The sequence below is a fragment of the Pantoea sp. SGAir0184 genome, from assembly GCF_043544755.1.
The window spans coordinates 251,269-269,971 of the sequence record NZ_CP028050.1 but is presented as its reverse complement, the minus strand read 5'-3'; the positions used below and the strand labels follow the sequence as shown (position 1 = coordinate 269,971).

The window sequence follows — 18,703 nt, the reverse complement described above, 5'->3', positions numbered from 1 at the left end:
CATTACGCATGCAGCGTCATTTTCCGGCGGCTCAGCGCGCCGCCTGCCAGATACGCTGTTGATAATCGCGAATCGAACGATCGGCACTGAAGCGGCCGGTATGCGCCGTGTTGAGAATCGCCGCTTTGGTCCACGCTTCCGGATCGCGCCACAGCGCTTCGACGCGCTGCTGCGCCGCGATATAAGCGGCGAAATCGGCCAGCACCAGCCACGGATCGCCCTGTTTGCTCAGGCTCTCCAGCAGCGGCGCAAATACCTGCCGGTCGCCGTCGCTGAATTTGCCCTTTTCCAGCTCCTTCAGCAAACCGTCGAGATAGCGATCGTGCTTGCGCAGTTTCTTCGGACTATAACCGTCGGCCTTCAGTGCTTTTACCTCATCCACCGTGTTGCCAAAGATAAAGATATTTTTCTCACCGACCGCCTCGGCAATCTCCACGTTAGCCCCGTCCAGCGTGCCAATCGTCAGCGCGCCGTTGAGCGCCAATTTCATGTTGCCGGTACCGGAGGCTTCGTAACCGGCCGTGGAGATCTGCTCCGAGAGATCGGCTGCCGGAATCATCAGCTCGGCGGCGGTAATCCGGTAATCCGGCACAAACACCACCTTCAGGCGATCGCCCACCAGCGGGTCGTTGTTGATCACCTCCGCGACTTTATTGATGGCACAGATGATGTTTTTTGCCAGCAAATAGCCGGGCGCCGCCTTGGCGCCAAACAGAAAGACGCGCGGCACGAAGTCGGGATTGTCCGGGTTATCGCGCAGCTGGCGATAGCAGTGCAGGATGTGCAGCAGACTGAGATGCTGGCGTTTGTATTCGTGCAGGCGCTTGATCTGCACATCAAACAGCGCGTCAGGATTGATATCGATGCCGGTCACGCGTTTGATGTACACCGTCAGCCGCAGTTTGTTTTGCTGCTTGATGGTGCGGAACTGCTGGCGAAAACTTTTCTTCTTCGCCAGCGGCGCCAGCCATTCCAGCGCGTCGAGATCGTTGGCCCACTCCACCTGCAGGCTGTCGTCAATCAGCGCGGACAGCAGGGGGTTGCACTGCTTCAGCCAGCGGCGCGGCGTAATGCCGTTGGTGACGTTATGAAACTTGTGCGGCCACAGCTGGTGATATTCCGGGAACAGATCGTTAACCACCAGCTGCGAGTGCAGCGCTGCCACACCGTTGACGGCGAAACAGCTCACCACGCACAGATTGGCCATGCGCACTTCGCCGTCGCTCACCACCGCCAGCTTGTGCCAGAGGGCACTGTCGTTCGGCCAGCGCTGTTTGACCTGCTGCTTCAGCTGGCGATTGATCTGTTTGATGATTTGCAGATGGCGCGGCAGCAGTTCGCGCAGCAGGCTCGCCGGCCAGCGCTCCAGCGCCTCCGGCATCAGCGTATGGTTGGTATACGCAAAGGTGCGGCTGGTAATGTGCCAGGCGTCGTCCCAGCTCAGGCCATGCTCATCCAGCAGCAGACGCAGCAGCTCCGGAATAGCGATGGTGGGATGGGTATCGTTGAGCTGAATCACTTCGAAATTCGGCAGCGTATGCAGCGCACGGCCCGCCAGCCGGTGACGACGCAGTATGTCGCTCACCGCGCAGGCGCACTGGAAATACTGCTGCATCAGCCGCAGACGTTTACCTGGCGCATGGTTGTCATTGGGATAGAGCACTTTGGTCAGCTTGTCGGCTTCAATGCCTGGCTGCTCCGCCTGCAGGAACTTCCCGGCGTTAAACAGCGTCAGGTCAAACGGCTGCGCGCTGGTGGCTTGCCACAGGCGCAGCGGCAGCGTGATGCCGTTGCGATAGCCGATTACCGGCAGATCCCAGGCCTGGCCGATTAGCTGCTGTGCCGGACGCCACTCGACGCTGCCGTCGTCGCGCTTTTTGACCTTACCGCCCAGCCCCACCGGCACATCCAGCGCGGCGTTGTGGCGGAACCACGGATAGCGATCGCGCTGCCAGTCATCGGGCGCTTCGTGCTGCTGTCCGGCCACAAACGACTGACGAAACAGGCCGTACTGATAGTTGAGGCCGTGCCCCATCGCCGGCTGGCCGACCGTCGCCATCGCATCCATGTAGCAGGCCGCGAGCCGTCCCAGACCGCCGTTGCCCAGCGCCGGATCGACCTCCTCCTCCAGCAGTTCATTCAGCTCAACCTGGTGCTCTGCCAGCGCGGCGGCCACCTCGTTATACCAGCCGAGATTGAGCAGGTTGTTACCGGTCAACCGGCCGGGCAGAAACTCCATTGAGAGATAATTAACGTGGCGCTGAGCGCTTTTCGGCGGCACGGGCGGCTGTGCGGTGAGCAGTTCCATCAGCGCCCGGCTGAGCGCCTGCCACCGCTGATGCGGCGTCATCTGCCGGGCGGAAGTCAGTCCAAGCTGCTGCCACTGGCGGGTCAGCGCGGCGTCAAAGCGGGTTTTATTGAATTTTAGCGGCGACATAGTGCATCCCTTTGCATCCGAAACGGTAAACACGGGCAAGCGCAAATCTGAAAGAGTAAGTTAAGCCGGGGACGCTGAAAAAAGCGACAGGGAAATGAAGATGCAGTGAAAAAAGGCGTGCCGCTGCGGCCTGGTCGCCATCAATGGCGACCCTACAATACGGCACAATGCACTAAGGGTGCGGTTTGGTAAGCATGGCCTGCTGCATCACAGGGTGCGCATTGATGCGCACCTGGGAAATCAGCACAGCTCCAGATGCACTTCGTGCTGTTCAATCACCTTCAGTACGCTTAACGGCGGGGTTTGATCGGTATACAGGTAATCAATCAGGCTCATGTTGCCAAGGTTAACCATGGCGTTACGGCCAAACTTCGAGTGATCCACCACCAGCATCACGCAGCGCGAGTTCTCGATAATGGCGCGTTTGGTGCGCACTTCGTGATAGTCGAACTCCAGCAGCGAACCGTCCATATCAATACCGCTGATGCCGAGAATGCCGTAATCGAGCCGGAACTGAGAGATAAAATCGAGCGTGGCTTCCCCCATGATACCGCCGTCGCGCGTGCGCACTTCACCGCCGGCGATGATCACACGGAAATCCGGCTTGCCCATCAGCAAAATCGCCACGTTAAGGTTGTTGGTGACAATACGCAGATTGTTGTGGTTGAGCAGCGCATGCGCCACCGCTTCCGGCGTGGTGCCGATATCAATAAACAGCGTGGCACCGTCCGGGATCTGGCTCGCCACGCGCTCGGCGATGCGTGCCTTTTCCGCCGACCACATCATTTTGCGATCCTGCCACGCGGTGTTTTCCGAGCTGGAAGGCAGCGCCGCGCCGCCGTGATGACGCTGAATTTTGTTTTGATCGGCCAGATCGTTCAGATCGCGCCGGATAGTCTGCGGGCTGACCTCAAAGTGATCCACCAGCTCTTCCGTACTGACATACCCCTGACGCCGGACCAGATCGATAATGGCGTCATGACGTTGCGTCTGCTTCACATCTCTCTCCTCGGCTCAAGGCCGTGTTCTTTTTATCCTGCTGCTAGCGACGTGCGCGTTTGCGCGTATCAACGAACGCCATCGCCAGCCCCACCAGCAAACCGGTGACGTGCGCAGCGTTCGCGATCGACAGGCCAAAGGCGCCGTACCAGCCAATCACCAGCCATACAATAGCGAAGCCAATCAGGCCGCGCTCGAGATAAATGCCACTTTCGGGATCGCGCTCGCCGCGCAGCCAGCAGTAGCCCATCAGCGCATAGACCACGCCGGACAGCCCGCCAAACAGCACGCCGCTGAATTTCGCCTGCATCCAGCCGCTCAGCAGCGCTGAAATCAGCATGATAACGAACAGCTTGCCGCTGCCGAGGCGCTTCTCTACCGCACCACCGAGATACCACCACCACATCAGGTTGAACAGAATGTGCAGCAGCGAGAAGTGCAGCAGCGCGTGGCTGAACCAGCGCCACACCTGAAAATACTGGGAGGAATCCGCCGGCCAGGCCAGCCAGCCGAGTACCACATCGTCGCCGACAATCTGCATCAGGATAAACACCGCTACGCAGGCGATCATGATGGTCAGCGTGAGCGGGCCCGCGCGTTCGCGAATGTTTGCCCAGATATTGCCACGCTCATAACGCAGACCGCTGTCGGTAGTACCGCTGTGCCAGCTCGCCGCCTGATAGCGTGGATGGTTGGGATCGCGCACGAACTGCGCGAGTTCGTTTTCGACCATCTCCAGCTTGCTGTCGTCATCCAGCACAATGACATAGTGGCTTTCGCGCTCAATGCGCAGCGTGACGCCACGCGTCGCCATGTAATCGACAAACGCCTGCGCCATACGCGGCTGGTTAAACTGGGTGATGCGCATCATGCGGTGCTCTCCTTCCTTTAATCGGTCAATCAGAGGCTGCCGATGGCGACCTGCGTCGGAAACGCCGCGCGCCAGGCATCAAAACCGCCGTCGATGCTGTAGACGTCGCTAAAGCCCTGGCTTAACAGGAACTGCGCCGCGCCTTTACTGCTGTTGCCGTGATAGCACATCACCAGCACCGGCTGGTCGTGCCGGGCGCCGGCAATGAACGTCGCCAGGTTGTCATTGGTCAGATGTTGGGCACCGGTGGCGTGGCCCATGGCGAAGCTTTGCGGATCGCGGATGTCTACCAGTTGCGCTCCCTGTGCCAGATGCTCGTTAGCCTGCAGGACGTTAATACACTCGAAGGTTTCCATGGGTCTCTCATTACCTCGTCATCAATTGGCGTTAGTTTACCCTGATAAGCCGCCGCCATAACCTGACAAATACTGTGGATATGTGATTTTTTTCCTGCCGAAATGTTAGCTATATCACGCAAGAATGTTTTTATTGAGTTAAGCGCTGGCGTCAATGTTGGTTTCCGATTATTATTACGCTCGAAAACGAACATTTTAGAACTATTCCGAACATCGGAGGAGATGACGTGGAAACCAAAGACCTGATCGTGATCGGCGGCGGCATCAACGGTGCCGGCATTGCAGTGGATGCTGCAGGACGCGGCCTGTCAGTGCTGATGCTGGAGGCGCGGGATTTGGCCTGTGCAACCTCCTCTGCCAGTTCCAAGCTGATTCACGGTGGCCTGCGCTATCTGGAACATTACGAATTCCGTCTGGTGGGCGAAGCGCTGGCCGAACGTGAAGTGCTGCTGAAAATGGCGCCACACATCGCCTTCCCGATGCGTTTCCGTCTGCCACACCGCCCGCATCTGCGTCCGGCGTGGATGATCCGCATGGGCCTGTTTATGTACGATCGCCTCGGTAAGCGCACTACGCTGCCAGGCAGTAAAGGTCTGCGTTTTGGCGCGGAATCGGCCCTGAAGCCTGAAATTACGCGCGGTTTCGAATATTCCGACTGCTGGGTAGACGATGCGCGCATGGTGGTGCTTAACGCGCAGGAAGTGGTGAAACAGGGCGGCGAAGTGCGCACCCGCACCCGCGTAACCCGCGCCTGGCGTGAAGCCGGCCTGTGGATGGTGGAAGCGGAAGACGTCGATACCGGCAAAACCTACACCTGGCGCGCCAAAGGGCTGGTTAACGCCGCCGGTCCCTGGGTGAAACAGTTCTTTGACGATGGCCTGAAGCTGAAATCGCCGTACGGTATTCGCCTTATCAAAGGCAGCCATATCGTGGTGCCGCGCGTGCACACCGAGAAGCAGGCTTACATTCTGCAGAACGAAGATAACCGCATCGTGTTTGTAATTCCGTGGATGGATGAGTTTTCAATCATCGGTACCACCGACGTCGAGTACAAAGGCGATCCGAAAAATGTCAAAATCGATGACAATGAAATCAGCTACCTGCTGAAGGTGTATAACGCGCACTTTAAAAAGCAACTGACCAGCGACGATATCGTCTGGACCTACTCCGGCGTGCGTCCGCTGTGCGATGATGAATCCGATTCACCGCAGGCGATCACCCGTGATTACACGCTGGACGTGCACGATGACAACGGTCAGGCACCGCTGCTGTCTGTGTTCGGCGGCAAGCTTACCACCTATCGCAAGCTGGCGGAGCATGCGCTGGAGAAACTGGCGAAATACTACCCCGATGCCGGTCCGGCGTGGACCAAAAACGCCGTGCTGCCAGGCGGTGATTTCTCCGGTACGCGTGAAGATTACGCTGCCAGCCTGCGCCGTCGCTATCCGTTCATCAGCGAAGGCATGGCGCGTCACTTCGCCCGCACCTACGGCAGCCGTACTGAAGTGCTGCTGGAAGGCGCGAAGAGCCGTGAAGATCTGGGTGAAAACTTTGGCCACGAATTCTATGAAGCCGAACTGCGTTACCTGGTGAAGCACGAGTGGGTGCGCGAGCTGGACGACGCCATCTGGCGCCGTACCAAGCAGGGTATGTGGCTGAGCGAAGCCGAACAGGCGCGCATCCGCGACTGGCTGGCGGAAAACGGCCAGAAACCGGCGCTGTCGCTGGCTTCGTAATCGCCTTAAGCATTGTCCTCAACCCCGCCACCGCGCGGGGTTTTTGTTTTTTCTCTTTTTGTGTCGGCGAGAGGTTATTCACACAAGGCACTGCACCAGATCAATTCTCACCGCTCCACTTACTGACTAAATAATCCGCGACCGGATTAACGGACTCGTCAGTGACAGGGAGTATCACGCATGGCTTTAGCCACTTTTCCGCTCAATATCTTCACCACACAGCGCATGTTTAATGACTATGGCGCTGACGATATGCGCTACGGCGATATCTGTGAACGCCGGATGAAAAACGAATTCGGCCTCACCCACATTTCCAATGTGGTCGACCCATGGAGCATGACGCGGCTGCATCCCTTCCATAATCCCCAGTCGCGCTTTGCTGGTGCTTATGCGAAACCTGGCGAAAAGCTTTCACCGCTGGAGTGCGCCAGGCTGCTGTTTGCTGAGATGCAAACCACGTCATTACCTTTCGCGCTTGTTGGCCCGCAACGTTTCCTGATAAATAAGATGCTGGAGCATTTTATGCGCTCCAGCGGCCTGCCGTTTCGGGATTTGTCGCTGGATATGGCATATCGGGACAAAATTATGAACGACAGAAGCATAAACAGTACACACAAAGCCATAATTGATACGCTCAATGTTAATATTGATTATGGTATCAAAGGTCTGCCATTAAAAAATATAGGTGACATTAATTCTGCCATTAATAACTCGATCCTGCCAAAGTTCGATTCATTAATTATGGATAAAATAAATGGTTTAGGCATTACTGTTCATGATGTTTATGCTACCAAAATTGACATATTGAGTCTTGACGTTAATGGTGCGCGCTGGAGGGCAAAAATGCGCTTCAGCGGACAGGATCATTTCGGTCTGGATACGCATGATATTCACAAGCATAAATTCAGACAATTTCAGTTTTTTAAGATATGGTTCACCTTACAACGTTGTGATAAATTTGGCTTTCGTCCTTTTCTGACGAACATGGATGCTGTGATAGATATTGAAGGCGGCCGTTAATGAACAGGAAGACATGGGCAGGATTAATTCTGCTTATTGCATTAGCCAGTGGCATATATTGCTACCTGAACTTCAGGGAAGTTAACGTTATTGACGTTCACCAGGATTACTATTCTGCATCAATTATCGTCGATCACCTGCCTTACTCTGACGATAAGAAAATAAGGTGGTGGTTGATTCACCAGCCGCAAATAACGTCAAAATACAATATTAAAGCCTTTAATCAAAATGGCCCCATCACCTACTATTTTTATGCATCAGGTGTAGGATATCAGCCATTGGAAAAAGAAGACCGTATTTGTTTTAAGCAAATGCAGCCTCCTGCTAATTGTCTGGATAAAAATTTACTGATGAAAATTCAGCGGACGCAGGATGGTGGCGTGATGTTCTCACTGGATTCAGGAGATTACACAGTGAATAAAGAAAATGAAATTAGTCGATTGCAGAAGAGCAATTGATACATAGCGCGATAAATCGCGCCGCTACAGTGTGTGCGGTCGATAATGACGAAAGTCACTGCCGAATTTACCGTAGCGGCGCAATTCATTGCGCTAATTAACACGCAAACTTACAGCCCGGCATTGTCACGAATATATTTACGGGCTTTCACCGCATATTCGAATGGGTTAGCGATAGCCGGATCCTGTTCCGCTTCGACGACCATCCAGCCTTTATAGCCGTAATCATCAAGGATTTTGAATACCGGCTTGAAATCGATCACGCCATCGCCTGGTACGGTGAAGGTGCCTTTTTTCACTCCGTCGAGGAACGACAGCGAGTTTGCGCGCACCTCTGCGACCACGCTGTCACGTACATCTTTCAGATGCACGTGGAAAATACGCGGCAGATGCTGGGTCAGCACATCCAGCATCACCTGCTGTGATCCTTCGGAGTAGTAAATGTGGCCGGTGTCGTACAGCAGACCGACGTTATCGTTGGTCATTGCCATAAAACGGTCGATCTCGGCTGGCGTCTGAATGCCGGTGCCCATGTGATGATGCAGCGTCACGCGCATCCCTTTCTGCGCCGCGATCGCCGCCAGTTCGTTGTAACCCTCTGCCGTCAGGCGCCACTCTTCGTCAGTGAAAACCGGCTTCTGCTCCAGCACCGGCAGCGACGTGCCCTGAATGCTTTTGCTCTGTTCCGAGCAGCCAATCACGCGCGCGCCCATGGCGTGCAGGAAATTCATGTGGTTGATGAACTGATCGATGGTTTTCGCTTTGTCACCGTTGGCAAAAAAGGTACTAAACCAGGCGTTACAAATCTGCATACCGCGGATATCCAGCATCGGCTTCAGCACCGCCGGATCGCGCGGATACTTGCTGCCCACTTCGCTACCGGTGAAACCCGCCAGCGCCATCTCGCTGACCGTTTGCTGGAAAGTATTTTCGCTGCCGAGTTCCGGCATATCGTCGTTGGTCCAGCCAATCGGCGCAATCGCCAGTTTGACGTTCTCTTGGTTCATTTTCAGCTCCCTGATACAGAGAGGCAGCGGTAATCCGCTGCCGTGGATAGGTTTAGCGCACGCGCCTGATTATTTCTGGTAAAACGCCGGACGCGGCGGCATGGCAACGGGCTCAATCGCGCCGCTGGTTTGCGCCTTCAGGCAGGCATCGGCAGCCACCGACGCGGCAAAGCCGTCCCAGGCGGAAGGCCCGCTCAGCTGGCCCGCTTTCACATCATTGATAAACGCCTGCAGCTCAACGTCGTAGGCGTCGATAAAGCGATCTTTCCAGTCGGTCAGCAGCGCGTTGCCAAGGCGGGCATCTTTGCGCATTTGAATGGCCGACGGCTCCGGCAGTCTGGCGATTCCCTCTTCGCCCACCACTTCACACTGAATGTCATAGCCGTACGCGCAGTTCACAAAGATCTCCACATCGATGCGGATGCCCTTCTGCGTTTCAAACAGCACGATTTGCGGATCTTTCAGCTTCGCGTGTGACTTTGAGGTCGTGCGCGGGAACACCACCTGCACGCTTTTGTAATCGTCCTCGGTCAGCCAGCGCAGGACATCCAGCTCGTGAATCAGGGTATTGGTGATGGCCATGTCGGTGGTGTAATTCTCGCCGACGCTCTGATTACGGTGGGCGCAGTGCAGCATCAGCGGCTCGCCGATGTCACCGTCGGTGATCACCTTTTTCAGCGCACGATAGCCGGCATCATACGGGCGCATAAAGCCTACCTGCACCAGACGTTTGCCGTGCGCGATCTCGGCGTCGACAATGCGACGGCAGCCCTCTGCGCTCAGTGCCAGCGGCTTCTCGCAGAACACAGGTTTCCCGGCGGCAATCGCGGCCAGCGTAAACTCTTCATGCGTCGGGTCCCACGAGGTCACCAGCACGGCATCCACTTCCGACGAGTTAATCACCTGATGACCATCCTGATACACTTCGGCCTGGATATTCAGCCGCTGCAGCGCCGCGCGCGCACCTTCCACATTGATGTCTGAAACCGCCACCACTTTTGCGCCCTGCAGCACGTTGTTGCAGCGACGAATATGTTCCTGACCAATTGCGCCGGTACCGATTACACCGAGTTTGAGCGTCATAATTACACCTGTAGAGTCGGATAAGTAGGGTAAAACGGGCCGGGCAGCGCCGGCCTGAAAAGGGTTAGTACTTACGCGCCTGTTGAATATGCTGATTGAGCTTGTCGGCCACCTGCTGCGTCCGCTCTGAGGTGGAAGCCTGCGCCACGCCGACGTGCCACCAGCTGAAGTATTTGTGCACCATGGTTTTCGGCAGCACTTTGATGTCAATCAGGGTCGAAACCGTCTGCTGCTGCGCATCTTCCAGCGCCGCTTTCAGCTGCTCCAGCGTGGTGACACGGTAGGTTTTACAGCCGTAGCCGGCGGCTATCGCCGCGAAATCAACCGGCACGAAGCCGCCATCCAGCTTGCCGCCCTGCGGATTACGGAAGCGGAACTCGGTGTTGAAACTGTCCATGCCGTGTTCCATCTGCAGGTTGTTGATGCAGCCATTGGTCATGTTATCCAGCAGGATGACGTTGATTTTCGCCCCTTCCTGAATCGAAGTGACCAGCTCGGAGTGCAGCATCATGAACGAGCCGTCACCCACCATGGCGTAGACTTCGCGCTGCGGCTGTGCCAGCTTCACGCCCAGCGCGGCATTCACTTCGTAACCCATGCACGAGTAGCCGTACTCAACGTGATACGCGTTGTAATCTTTGGTGCGCCATACGCGCTGCAGGTCACCCGGCAGACTGCCGGCGGCGGCGACAATCACCGCATCCTTTGGCAGCTGTTCGTTTAAGGTGCCCAGCACGCTGCTCTGCGTCAGCACCGACTTTGTCAAACGCTCAAACTCGGCGAACAGCGCGGTGCGATCGATGTGGTCAGCGATTTCCGGAATAAAGTCGTCGGTGTTGAAAGTGGCGGCGTACACGCGCTGCGTCTCTTTCAGCAGCTTGCTCTGCGCCTGTTCAATCTGACCACCCCAGTGATTCTCAAAGCCGTTCAGTCCGCCTTCCAGCGCGGTTAATCCCTCGCGTGCATCCGCCAGCAGCTGCACGCCATCCAGCTTGTAGCTGTCGAAGTTGTTGACGTTAATGTTGAGGTAGCTGATTTCCGGATGCTGGAAAATCCATTTTGAAGCCGTGGTGAAATCGGTATAGCGCGTACCAATACCGATCACCAGATCGGCCTCTTTAGCCAGCAGGTTCGCCGCCAGACAGCCGGTTTCACCCACGCCGCCCACGTTCAGCGGATGGTCGGAAACGATGGTGCCTTTGCCGGCCTGCGTTTCGGCAAATGGAATATTGAAACGCTCGGCAAAGCTCAGCAGCGCCTGACCGGCATCGGAGTATTTCACGCCGCCACCCACTACAATCAGCGGCTTGTGCTTACGCGCAATCAATGCCAGCGCCGCGTCCAGCTGGGCCGCCGTCGGCAGACGCCGGTCAAGCAAATGCACGCGTTTCTGGAAGAAGTATTCCGGGAAATCCCAGGCTTCGCCCTGCACATCCTGCGGCAGCGCCAGCGTTACCGCCCCGGTTTCCGCCGGATCGGTCAGCACGCGCAGCGCATTGATACAGGCGGTCATCAGCTGTTCCGGACGGCTCACGCGGTCCCAGTATTTACTCACTGCGCGGAAGGCATCGTTGGTGCTGATGCTGAGATCGTGACTCTGCTCGATCTGCTGCAGCACCGGGTCCGGCTGGCGCGTGGCGAACACATCGCCCGGCAGCAGCAGCAGAGGAATCCGGTTGGCTGTTGCCGTGGCTGCCGCGGTAATCATGTTGGCGGCACCCGGTCCGACGGAAGAGGTACAGGCAATGATTTGACGGCGCAGCGACTGCCGGGCAAAACCGATGGCAGCGTGCGCCATACCCTGCTCGTTACGGCCCTGATACACCTGTAAATCGCCGCTGTCCTGCTCCAGCGCCTGGCCGAGGCCGAGCACATTGCCGTGGCCGAAAATAGCAAAGATGCCGTGCACGAATTTGGTTTCAACGCCGTCAACGTTCAGGTACTGGTTATCCAGAAATTTCACCAGCGCCTGTGCGGTAGTCAGTCTGATAGTGCCCATATGCTTCTTCCTTTACATGTGGTACCCGCTCAGGGGGTACGACGCGGTTCGGGTCGGCGGTGAAAACGCGCCCGACGCTAAGTGAAACGTGTGGCGATTATAAACAAATGTTTTTTCCATTGAACCTGATTACAGAAGAAACATTTCATTTTGCGATGAAGATCAAATTCGGCGCTGAAACGCGGGCGGTGACGGGACGGGATGACAGCAAAGTGAAACAGCCTGCTGTGCCTCAGCCATCATAACGAAATTTCATTTCACGTCAGCAGCTTCCTCTCATCCGTCATCATTTCCTGCGAGCTGGCTCACAAGCCAGAGCACCCGCGAAACGGGCAAGCCGTAAAGGGCGGGAAAGGTAGCGGCACCAGAGTTTTACCTGGCTCACAAAATCGCGACGAATGTTTCATTTCATATTGTGTTTGGAATTTTTATTCCTCATACTGCCCACATAGCCAGTCAGGCACCCCGAGACCCCGGAAGCATTGCGCTTGATAGTGGGCGGCAGCGCCCGCCGTGTCTGCTTATCACAGAAGGAAACCATCAGTATGAGTACACAACAGAAGCGGCTTGATGTGATTTGTATTGGACGCATCGCCGTCGATCTTTACGGCCAGCAAATTGGCTCGCGCCTGGAAGATATGACCAGCTTTAACAAATACCTCGGCGGCTCTTCCGGCAACGTAGCCTATGGCACCGCGATTCAGGGGCTGAAGTCGGCGATGCTGGCACGCGTCGGTGACGAACACAATGGCCGCTTCCTGCGTGAAGAACTGCAGCGCGTGGGCTGCAATACTGACGGGCTGATTACCGATAAGCAGCGCCTGACCGGGCTGGTGATTCTCGGCATCAAAGACGAAGAGACCTTTCCGCTGATTTTCTATCGCGACAACTGTGCTGATATGGGGCTGGTTCCCGAGGACATTCGCGAAGAGTTCATTACCTCGTCCCGCGCCGTGGCGGTAACCGGCACCCACCTGTCGCATCCGGACACGCGGGCGGCGGTGCTGAAAGCGCTGGATATTGCCCGGCGCAACGGTCTGCGCACCGCGCTGGATATCGATTATCGCCCGGTGCTATGGGGTCTGACCTCACTGGGTGACGGTGAAACACGTTTCATTGAATCCGGCCAGGTGACGCAGCAGCTGCAGGAAGTGGTGCACTATTTCGATCTGATTGTTGGAACGGAAGAAGAGTTCCATATCGCCGGTGGCAGTACCGATACGCTGACCGCGCTGAAAAATGTACGTAAGGCCAGCAGCGCCACGCTGGTCTGCAAACGCGGGCCGCTGGGTTGTGTGGTGTTTGAGGGCGAGATTCCCGATAGCTGGGAACAGACGCGCCTGCACAGCGGCGTGCGCGTTGAGGTGCTCAACGTGCTGGGCGCCGGCGATGCGTTTATGTCGGGCCTGCTGCGCGGCTGGCTCAACGATGAGAGCTGGGAGCAGGCATGCCGCTACGCCAACGCCTGTGGCGCGCTGGTGGTATCCCGTCACGGCTGTGCGCCGGCGATGCCAACCAAAGAGGAGCTGGACGATTTCCTCAGCCGCGATAACGCGGTGAAACGTCCGGATCTGGACGCGCGCCTCAATCATCTGCATCGCGTTACCACGCGTAAGCAGCAGTGGCCGGAGCTGAATGTGTTCGCCTTTGACCACCGTAAACAGCTGGCCGATATGGCGCGCGAAGCGGGCGTCAGCGAGGAGCGCATTCCGCAGCTGAAGCTGCTGCTGTTGCAGGCGGCACAGGAGGCGGCTAACGAAGCCGGTCTCAATGAGAAGAGTGGTATCCTGGCGGATACCACGTACGGCCAGAAAGCGCTCAACGCCATCACCGGCAAGCACTGGTGGATTGGGCGGCCCATCGAGCTGCCGAGCTCACGGCCACTGCGTCTTGAGCACGGCAATATTGGCTCTCAGCTGGTGGACTGGCCGGCCGAACACGTCGTCAAATGCCTGGTGTTTTACCATCCCCATGACAGTGCTGAACTGCGTAAAGAGCAGGACGAACTGGTTCTTGACGTGTGGCGCAGCTGTAACAAAAGCGGGCACGAGTTGCTGCTGGAAGTGATTCTGCCGGAGAGCAACCCGGACCGTAACGAGTCCTACTATTACGACATGCTGAGCCACTTCTATAGCCTGGGCGTGCAGCCGGACTGGTGGAAGCTACCACCGCTGACGGCGGAGAGCTGGCAGGCGATCGGCGAGCTGATTGAGCAGCAGGATCCGCACTGTCGCGGCATTCTGTTACTCGGCCTTGATGCGCCGGAAGAGAAGCTGAAAGCCGGCTTCGCCGCCGCTGCTCAGGCGACGTGGGTGAAAGGTTTTGCCGTGGGTCGCACCATTTTTGGCCAGCCGTCACGCCAGTGGCTGAACGGTGAGCTGGATGATAAGGCGCTGATTGAGACCGTGAAAGGCAATTATCTGCGCCTGATTGGCTACTGGCGCGCCGCGCGCGGCTGACGGATTTGCAGAGGATGTACTGAGAAGCGGCCTGACGGGCCGCTTTTTAGTGTGTTGCGCGCGGATGCCCTCACCCCAGCCCTCTCCCTCCGGGAGAGGGAGCCGTTCAGGCAGGTCGTTAAGCATTGTACCAGTCCTGTCAGACCGGTCAGACCGCTCCGGACTGTCCCCTCTCTCACTGAATGAAGAAGCAAAACCTTGCGACCTGTCTCATAAACCGCTCCGGACTGTTCCCTCTCCCGCCTGCGGGAGAGGGTTAGGGTGAGGGCAAGCCCTCAACCCCCTGAGTTTTGTGAGGCAATTCATAAACCGATGAAATAGCCTTCACGATAGCGTCAAACAAATGAAATTTTCCATCCATCTGGTACTATAGCGCTCATTATCCAGCCATATTTCCTTTTCTGACGGGCCGAAGTAATGACCAATAACCCAACGCAATTAACCTTGTTACAGGACGATATCCGTCGTCGCTACGAGACGCTGAGTAAACGCCTGAAGCAGGTGGCTCGTTATATCCTTGATAACAGCAACAGCATCGCGTTTGATACCGTCGCCTCTATCGCCCAGCAGGCGGATGTTCCGCCCTCCACGCTGATCCGCTTCGCCAACGCATTCGGCTTTAGCGGCTTCAACGAAATGAAACAGGTCTTTCGTCAGCACCTGATGGAAGAGACCGTGAACTATACCGAACGGGCGCGCCTGTTCCGCCAGACGGCCACCGACGACAGCGCCAGCTCACCGGAGAGCCCGGTGGAGATCCTCAACGTCTTTACCATGGTCAACAGCCAGGCGCTGCAGCAGCTGGCGATGCAGGCGAATCCCGACCAGCTGAACAAAGCGGTGAAGATGCTCAACGAGGCGGAGAACATCTACATCATCGGTCTGCGCCGCTCGTTCAGCGTGGCCTCGTATCTGGTGTATGCGCTGCGCCATCTGGAGCGTCGCGCTTTTCTGATTGATGGCCTGGGCGGCATGTTCACTGAACAGCTCAGCATGGTGAATCCGAAAGACGTGGTCATCGCTATCAGCTACTCGCCGTATGCGCGCGAAGCGGTGGAACTGGTGGAGCTGGGCGCTAAACGTGGCGCGCATCAGATCGCCATCACCGACAGCCAGGTCAGCCCGCTGGCAGCGTTCAGCGATGTCTGTTTTGTGGTGCGCGAAGCGCAGGTGGATGGCTTCCGCTCGCAGGTGGCCTCGCTGTGCCTGGCGCAAACCCTGGCGGTGTCGCTGGCGCTGAATAACAGCAGCAGCGAATAAACCCCGGGTACCGAATGGAACAAAGGCAGCCATCTGGCTGCCTTTTTTATCTGTGCGCATCAGTGAATGCGTGTGCCGTTTAACCTGGTGCGCATTTCCGGCGACCGCGCGGAGACCCGATTAACGGCGCGGATACTGCTCACTGTTCACCCAGGCGTGATCCTTTTCCCAGGTAAATTTCCACAGCCGTACCGGCCCGGCCATCACGTTCAGATAATAGTTATCGTAACCGGCCAGAGTCGCCACCGGATGATACCCGCGCGGCACCGTTACCACATCGCGGTTATACGGGGCCATACACTCGTCGAGCGAACGGTCGTCGGTGTAGACGCGCTGCATGGCGAAACCGGGCTCAGGATCGAAACGGTGATAATAGGTCTCTTCCAGATAGGTTTCGTCCGGGCTGTCCTTCTCATCGTGCTTGTGGCTGGGGTACGAACTGGTCGCGCCCTCGTCGGTATACACCTCGACCACCAGCAGGCTGTCGGCCGGTTGATTATCCGGCAGAATGTTATGCACCAGGCGCTGGTTGCGCCCTTTGCCACGGTGCTCCACGCCTACATCCTGCGGTGCAATCAGCCGCGCCGGCAGATTGCCACTGCCCGGCGCACTGCATACCGCCAGTTCCAGATCGCTGTCGGCAGTGACTTCAACCTCATCATGATGCGGCACGTAAACCGAGTAAGGCGGCGTGCGCTCAAACGGCGACAGGCGCTTACCGATGCCAGGGAATTCTGCGTCGCGGGTTTTCACCGACGCCAGACCGGCCACCAGCACCAGGCACAGCTCTCTCTCGCCGCTGCTTAACCGCAGCGTCTGGCCCTTTTTCAGCAGATAAGCGTCAAAGCCCACATATTCCCAGCCGGCGCTCTCGGGCGTCACGTGCTGGATACGCCCGTGGCTGTCCGGCTGCTGCACTTTTGAAATCAGTGACATCCTGTTTCTCCTGTTGCGCGACATTAACCCAGCGTTGGCATACTGAATTCAGAAACGGTCTGCTGACCGCTCGGCCAGCGCACGGTCGCCGTTTTCATGCGGGTGTAGAAACGCACCCCGTCCGGACCGTGCACGTTGAGCGCACCAAACACTGAACGCTTCCAGCCGCCAAAGCTGTGGAACGCCATCGGCACGGGCACCGGCACATTGACGCCCACCATGCCCGCTTCCACGTTGTGCACAAATTCACGGGCAGTATGGCCGTTGCTGGTGAAGATGGCGCTGCCGTTACCAAATTCGTGGCTATTCACCAGCTGCAGCGCGCTGTCGAAGTCGCTGGCGCGCATGATGCTCAGCACCGGTCCGAAAATCTCTTCGCGCCAAATCACCATCTCCGGCGTGACGTTATCGAACAGCGTACCGCCAACGTAGTAGCCCTCTTCATGGCCCGCGACTTTCACGCCGCGTCCATCAACCACCAGCGTCGCGCCTTCCTGCTCACCTTTGTCGATGTAGCCCAGCACTTTCTTCTGGTGCGCAGCGGATACCACTGGCCCCATTTCATTCTCTTCGGCACCCTGCTGCATGCCCGGCCCCACGCGCAGCGCTTTGATCAGCGGCGTCAGGCGCGAAATCAGTTTATCGGCTGTATCGTCGCCAACCGCCACCACCACCGGCAGCGCCATGCAGCGTTCCCCGGCAGAACCGAAAGCACCGCCCATGATGGCGTTCACAGTGGCATCCAGATCGGCATCCGGCATCACAATGGCGTGGTTTTTCGCGGCGCCGAAGGCCTGCACGCGTTTGCCATGCGCGCTGGCGGTTTTGTAGATGTGCTCGGCCACGCCGGACGAGCCAACGAAGCTGACCGCCGCGATGCGAGGATCTTTATACAGCTGCTCGGCGTCTTCGTTTGAGGAGTGCACCACGTTGAACACACCATCCGGCAGCCCCGCTTCTTTCAGCAGTTCAGCCATGCGTACCGAGGCAGAAGGATCGAGCGCCGGCGGCTTCAGCACAAAGGTATTACCGCACGCCAGCGCGATGGGGAACATCCACAGCGGCACCATCGCCGGGAAGTTGAACGGCGTAATGCCCGCGACCACGCCCACCGGCTGCATCAGCGAATAGCTGTCAACGCCGGAACCGACGTTCGGTGAGTTTTCCCCTTTGATCAGGTGCGGAATGCCGCAGGCAAATTCGATCACCTCGATGCCGCGCGTCAGCTCACCCAGCGCATCGGACCAGACTTTACCGTGCTCAGAAACAATCAGCGCCGCCAGTTCATCGCGATGTTTTTCCATCAGCGCTTTGAAGTTGAACATGACGCGGGCACGACGCAGCGGCGCCGTTTTCGACCATTCCGGAAACGCCGCATGGGCGACCTCAATGGCCTGCGCCACTTCTGCCGCCGTGCTTTGCGTCAGTTCGCGGATCACTTTGCCGGTCGCCGGATCGTAGACCGGAATGGTTTCGTTGCTGGCGCTGTGCGTGATTTTGCCGCCGATAAAGTTTCCTACGATAGTCATGTCGTTGCCTCTTTGATGTGTAAGGTCCCTGCAGGCCGCGGGTCAGTCTGGGTCGCGCCCGATCAGGCAATACGGAAAGCGTGCTATGAAGCTATTACAGTGAAATAAATTTTTCAAATAGTTCTTTTTGGAAAATTTACTTTTAGCGGCCTGGATCGCATTTTTCCGTCAGCATTAGCGGACTGGCGCAAAGTGCGGGCCTGATGACAATGCCGATGCGGCCTGCACCCGTAATCAGCAGCAGGGAGATTATCAGGACGATCCGTCAGCGAGAGGGTCAGCGCCGGTGCGTGGCTGGATGAAACGAAATATGAAATTTTTGCGAGGCAGATCCAATATCCGTTATTTCATAATTCAATTAAAACGAAATAAATGTTTTCTTTGCAGCATCTGCAGACAATGCGATGTGAAACGAACCCTTATCTGTGTCTTAGCGACACGCTTTTGTTAGTGTTGGCCTCGGTCGGAGGCCTTTTTTTCACCTGTTTCCCCCATCCGATGCGTGAGTGCCGCAGCGGATTGCCTGGTGCGCATCAATGCGCACCCTACGGTG

14 protein-coding genes are annotated in these 18,703 nt (G+C 57.0%); 5 read left to right on the top strand and 9 right to left on the bottom strand.

All coding sequences use genetic code 11. The annotated features are described in order from the left end of the window. Window positions 1–31 precede the first annotated feature (31 nt). The 4 genes from malP to glpE form a co-directional block, all read right to left on the bottom strand. The gene (gene malP, locus C1N60_RS01180) at window positions 32–2,437 is read right to left on the bottom strand and encodes a maltodextrin phosphorylase (RefSeq protein WP_394521297.1); all 2,406 of its coding nucleotides are present in this window, start codon (window positions 2,435–2,437) and stop codon (window positions 32–34) included. A 240-nt stretch (window positions 2,438–2,677) separates the two neighbouring features. Beyond that, window positions 2,678–3,436, bottom strand: coding sequence for a DeoR/GlpR family transcriptional regulator (locus tag C1N60_RS01175; RefSeq protein ID WP_058759319.1), 759 nt, complete (start codon window positions 3,434–3,436; stop codon window positions 2,678–2,680). Window positions 3,437–3,479: 43 nt separating this feature from the next. Continuing rightward, window positions 3,480–4,304 carry a rhomboid family intramembrane serine protease GlpG gene (glpG, locus tag C1N60_RS01170; protein WP_125309891.1) on the bottom strand — a complete coding sequence of 275 codons (825 nt, stop codon included), beginning with the start codon at window positions 4,302–4,304 and terminating at the stop codon, window positions 3,480–3,482. Window positions 4,305–4,336: 32 nt separating this feature from the next. Then, the gene (glpE, locus tag C1N60_RS01165) at window positions 4,337–4,663 is read right to left on the bottom strand and encodes a thiosulfate sulfurtransferase GlpE (protein WP_058759320.1); all 327 of its coding nucleotides are present in this window, start codon (window positions 4,661–4,663) and stop codon (window positions 4,337–4,339) included. A gap of 227 nt (window positions 4,664–4,890) precedes the next feature. Here glpE and glpD point away from each other — a divergent pair, with 227 nt between their 5' ends. From glpD to C1N60_RS01150, 3 genes are all read left to right on the top strand, one after another. Next, window positions 4,891–6,399 (top strand): glycerol-3-phosphate dehydrogenase, encoded by a 1,509-nt coding sequence (gene glpD, locus C1N60_RS01160; RefSeq protein ID WP_058759321.1) that lies wholly within the window; start codon window positions 4,891–4,893, stop codon window positions 6,397–6,399. A gap of 180 nt (window positions 6,400–6,579) precedes the next feature. Continuing rightward, window positions 6,580–7,419, top strand: coding sequence for a DUF3289 family protein (locus tag C1N60_RS01155; RefSeq protein ID WP_394521296.1), 840 nt, complete (start codon window positions 6,580–6,582; stop codon window positions 7,417–7,419). Further along, a complete protein-coding gene (locus C1N60_RS01150; protein WP_394521295.1) occupies window positions 7,419–7,877 on the top strand; it encodes a DUF943 family protein in 459 nt (152 codons plus the stop codon). The genes C1N60_RS01155 and C1N60_RS01150 overlap by 1 nt, the downstream gene beginning before the upstream one ends. A gap of 110 nt (window positions 7,878–7,987) precedes the next feature. Here C1N60_RS01150 and iolE read toward each other — a convergent pair whose 3' ends face one another. The 3 genes from iolE to iolD all read right to left on the bottom strand — a co-directional run bounded on the left by iolE (window position 7,988) and on the right by iolD (window position 11,966). Then, on the bottom strand, window positions 7,988–8,884 hold the full coding sequence (gene iolE / locus C1N60_RS01145; protein ID WP_058770955.1) for a myo-inosose-2 dehydratase: 897 nt from the start codon (window positions 8,882–8,884) through the stop codon (window positions 7,988–7,990). Window positions 8,885–8,953: 69 nt separating this feature from the next. Beyond that, entirely contained in the window at window positions 8,954–9,967 is a 1,014-nt protein-coding gene (locus C1N60_RS01140; protein ID WP_394521294.1) for a Gfo/Idh/MocA family protein, read from the bottom strand. A 64-nt stretch (window positions 9,968–10,031) separates the two neighbouring features. Continuing rightward, the gene (iolD, locus tag C1N60_RS01135; RefSeq protein ID WP_166720036.1) at window positions 10,032–11,966 is read right to left on the bottom strand and encodes a 3D-(3,5/4)-trihydroxycyclohexane-1,2-dione acylhydrolase (decyclizing); all 1,935 of its coding nucleotides are present in this window, start codon (window positions 11,964–11,966) and stop codon (window positions 10,032–10,034) included. Between the two features lie 545 nt (window positions 11,967–12,511). Here iolD and iolC point away from each other — a divergent pair. Continuing rightward, entirely contained in the window at window positions 12,512–14,425 is a 1,914-nt protein-coding gene (gene iolC / locus C1N60_RS01130) for a bifunctional 5-dehydro-2-deoxygluconokinase/5-dehydro-2-deoxyphosphogluconate aldolase (RefSeq protein ID WP_021507392.1), read from the top strand. Between the two features lie 417 nt (window positions 14,426–14,842). Then, window positions 14,843–15,685 carry a MurR/RpiR family transcriptional regulator gene (locus tag C1N60_RS01125; RefSeq protein ID WP_136546530.1) on the top strand — a complete coding sequence of 281 codons (843 nt, stop codon included), beginning with the start codon at window positions 14,843–14,845 and terminating at the stop codon, window positions 15,683–15,685. A 120-nt stretch (window positions 15,686–15,805) separates the two neighbouring features. Here C1N60_RS01125 and iolB read toward each other — a convergent pair whose 3' ends face one another. Together iolB and C1N60_RS01115 are read right to left on the bottom strand one after the other, a co-directional pair. Then, a complete protein-coding gene (gene iolB, locus C1N60_RS01120) occupies window positions 15,806–16,621 on the bottom strand; it encodes a 5-deoxy-glucuronate isomerase (RefSeq protein ID WP_058759327.1) in 816 nt (271 codons plus the stop codon). 23 nt (window positions 16,622–16,644) lie between these two features. Beyond that, a complete protein-coding gene (locus tag C1N60_RS01115) occupies window positions 16,645–18,150 on the bottom strand; it encodes a CoA-acylating methylmalonate-semialdehyde dehydrogenase (RefSeq protein WP_021507389.1) in 1,506 nt (501 codons plus the stop codon). Window positions 18,151–18,703 lie beyond the last annotated feature (553 nt).

Coding starts and splice junctions, on each gene's coding strand:
- malP (WP_394521297.1), bottom strand. CDS start 2,437: ATGTCGCCGCTAAAATTCAATAAAACCCGCTTTGACGCCGCGCTGACC.
- glpG (WP_125309891.1), bottom strand. CDS start 4,304: ATGCGCATCACCCAGTTTAACCAGCCGCGTATGGCGCAGGCGTTTGTC.
- glpE (WP_058759320.1), bottom strand. CDS start 4,663: ATGGAAACCTTCGAGTGTATTAACGTCCTGCAGGCTAACGAGCATCTG.
- C1N60_RS01155 (WP_394521296.1), top strand. CDS start 6,580: ATGGCTTTAGCCACTTTTCCGCTCAATATCTTCACCACACAGCGCATG.
- C1N60_RS01150 (WP_394521295.1), top strand. CDS start 7,419: ATGAACAGGAAGACATGGGCAGGATTAATTCTGCTTATTGCATTAGCC.
- iolE (WP_058770955.1), bottom strand. CDS start 8,884: ATGAACCAAGAGAACGTCAAACTGGCGATTGCGCCGATTGGCTGGACC.
- C1N60_RS01140 (WP_394521294.1), bottom strand. CDS start 9,967: ATGACGCTCAAACTCGGTGTAATCGGTACCGGCGCAATTGGTCAGGAA.
- iolD (WP_166720036.1), bottom strand. CDS start 11,966: ATGGGCACTATCAGACTGACTACCGCACAGGCGCTGGTGAAATTTCTG.
- iolC (WP_021507392.1), top strand. CDS start 12,512: ATGAGTACACAACAGAAGCGGCTTGATGTGATTTGTATTGGACGCATC.
- C1N60_RS01125 (WP_136546530.1), top strand. CDS start 14,843: ATGACCAATAACCCAACGCAATTAACCTTGTTACAGGACGATATCCGT.
- iolB (WP_058759327.1), bottom strand. CDS start 16,621: ATGTCACTGATTTCAAAAGTGCAGCAGCCGGACAGCCACGGGCGTATC.
- C1N60_RS01115 (WP_021507389.1), bottom strand. CDS start 18,150: ATGACTATCGTAGGAAACTTTATCGGCGGCAAAATCACGCACAGCGCC.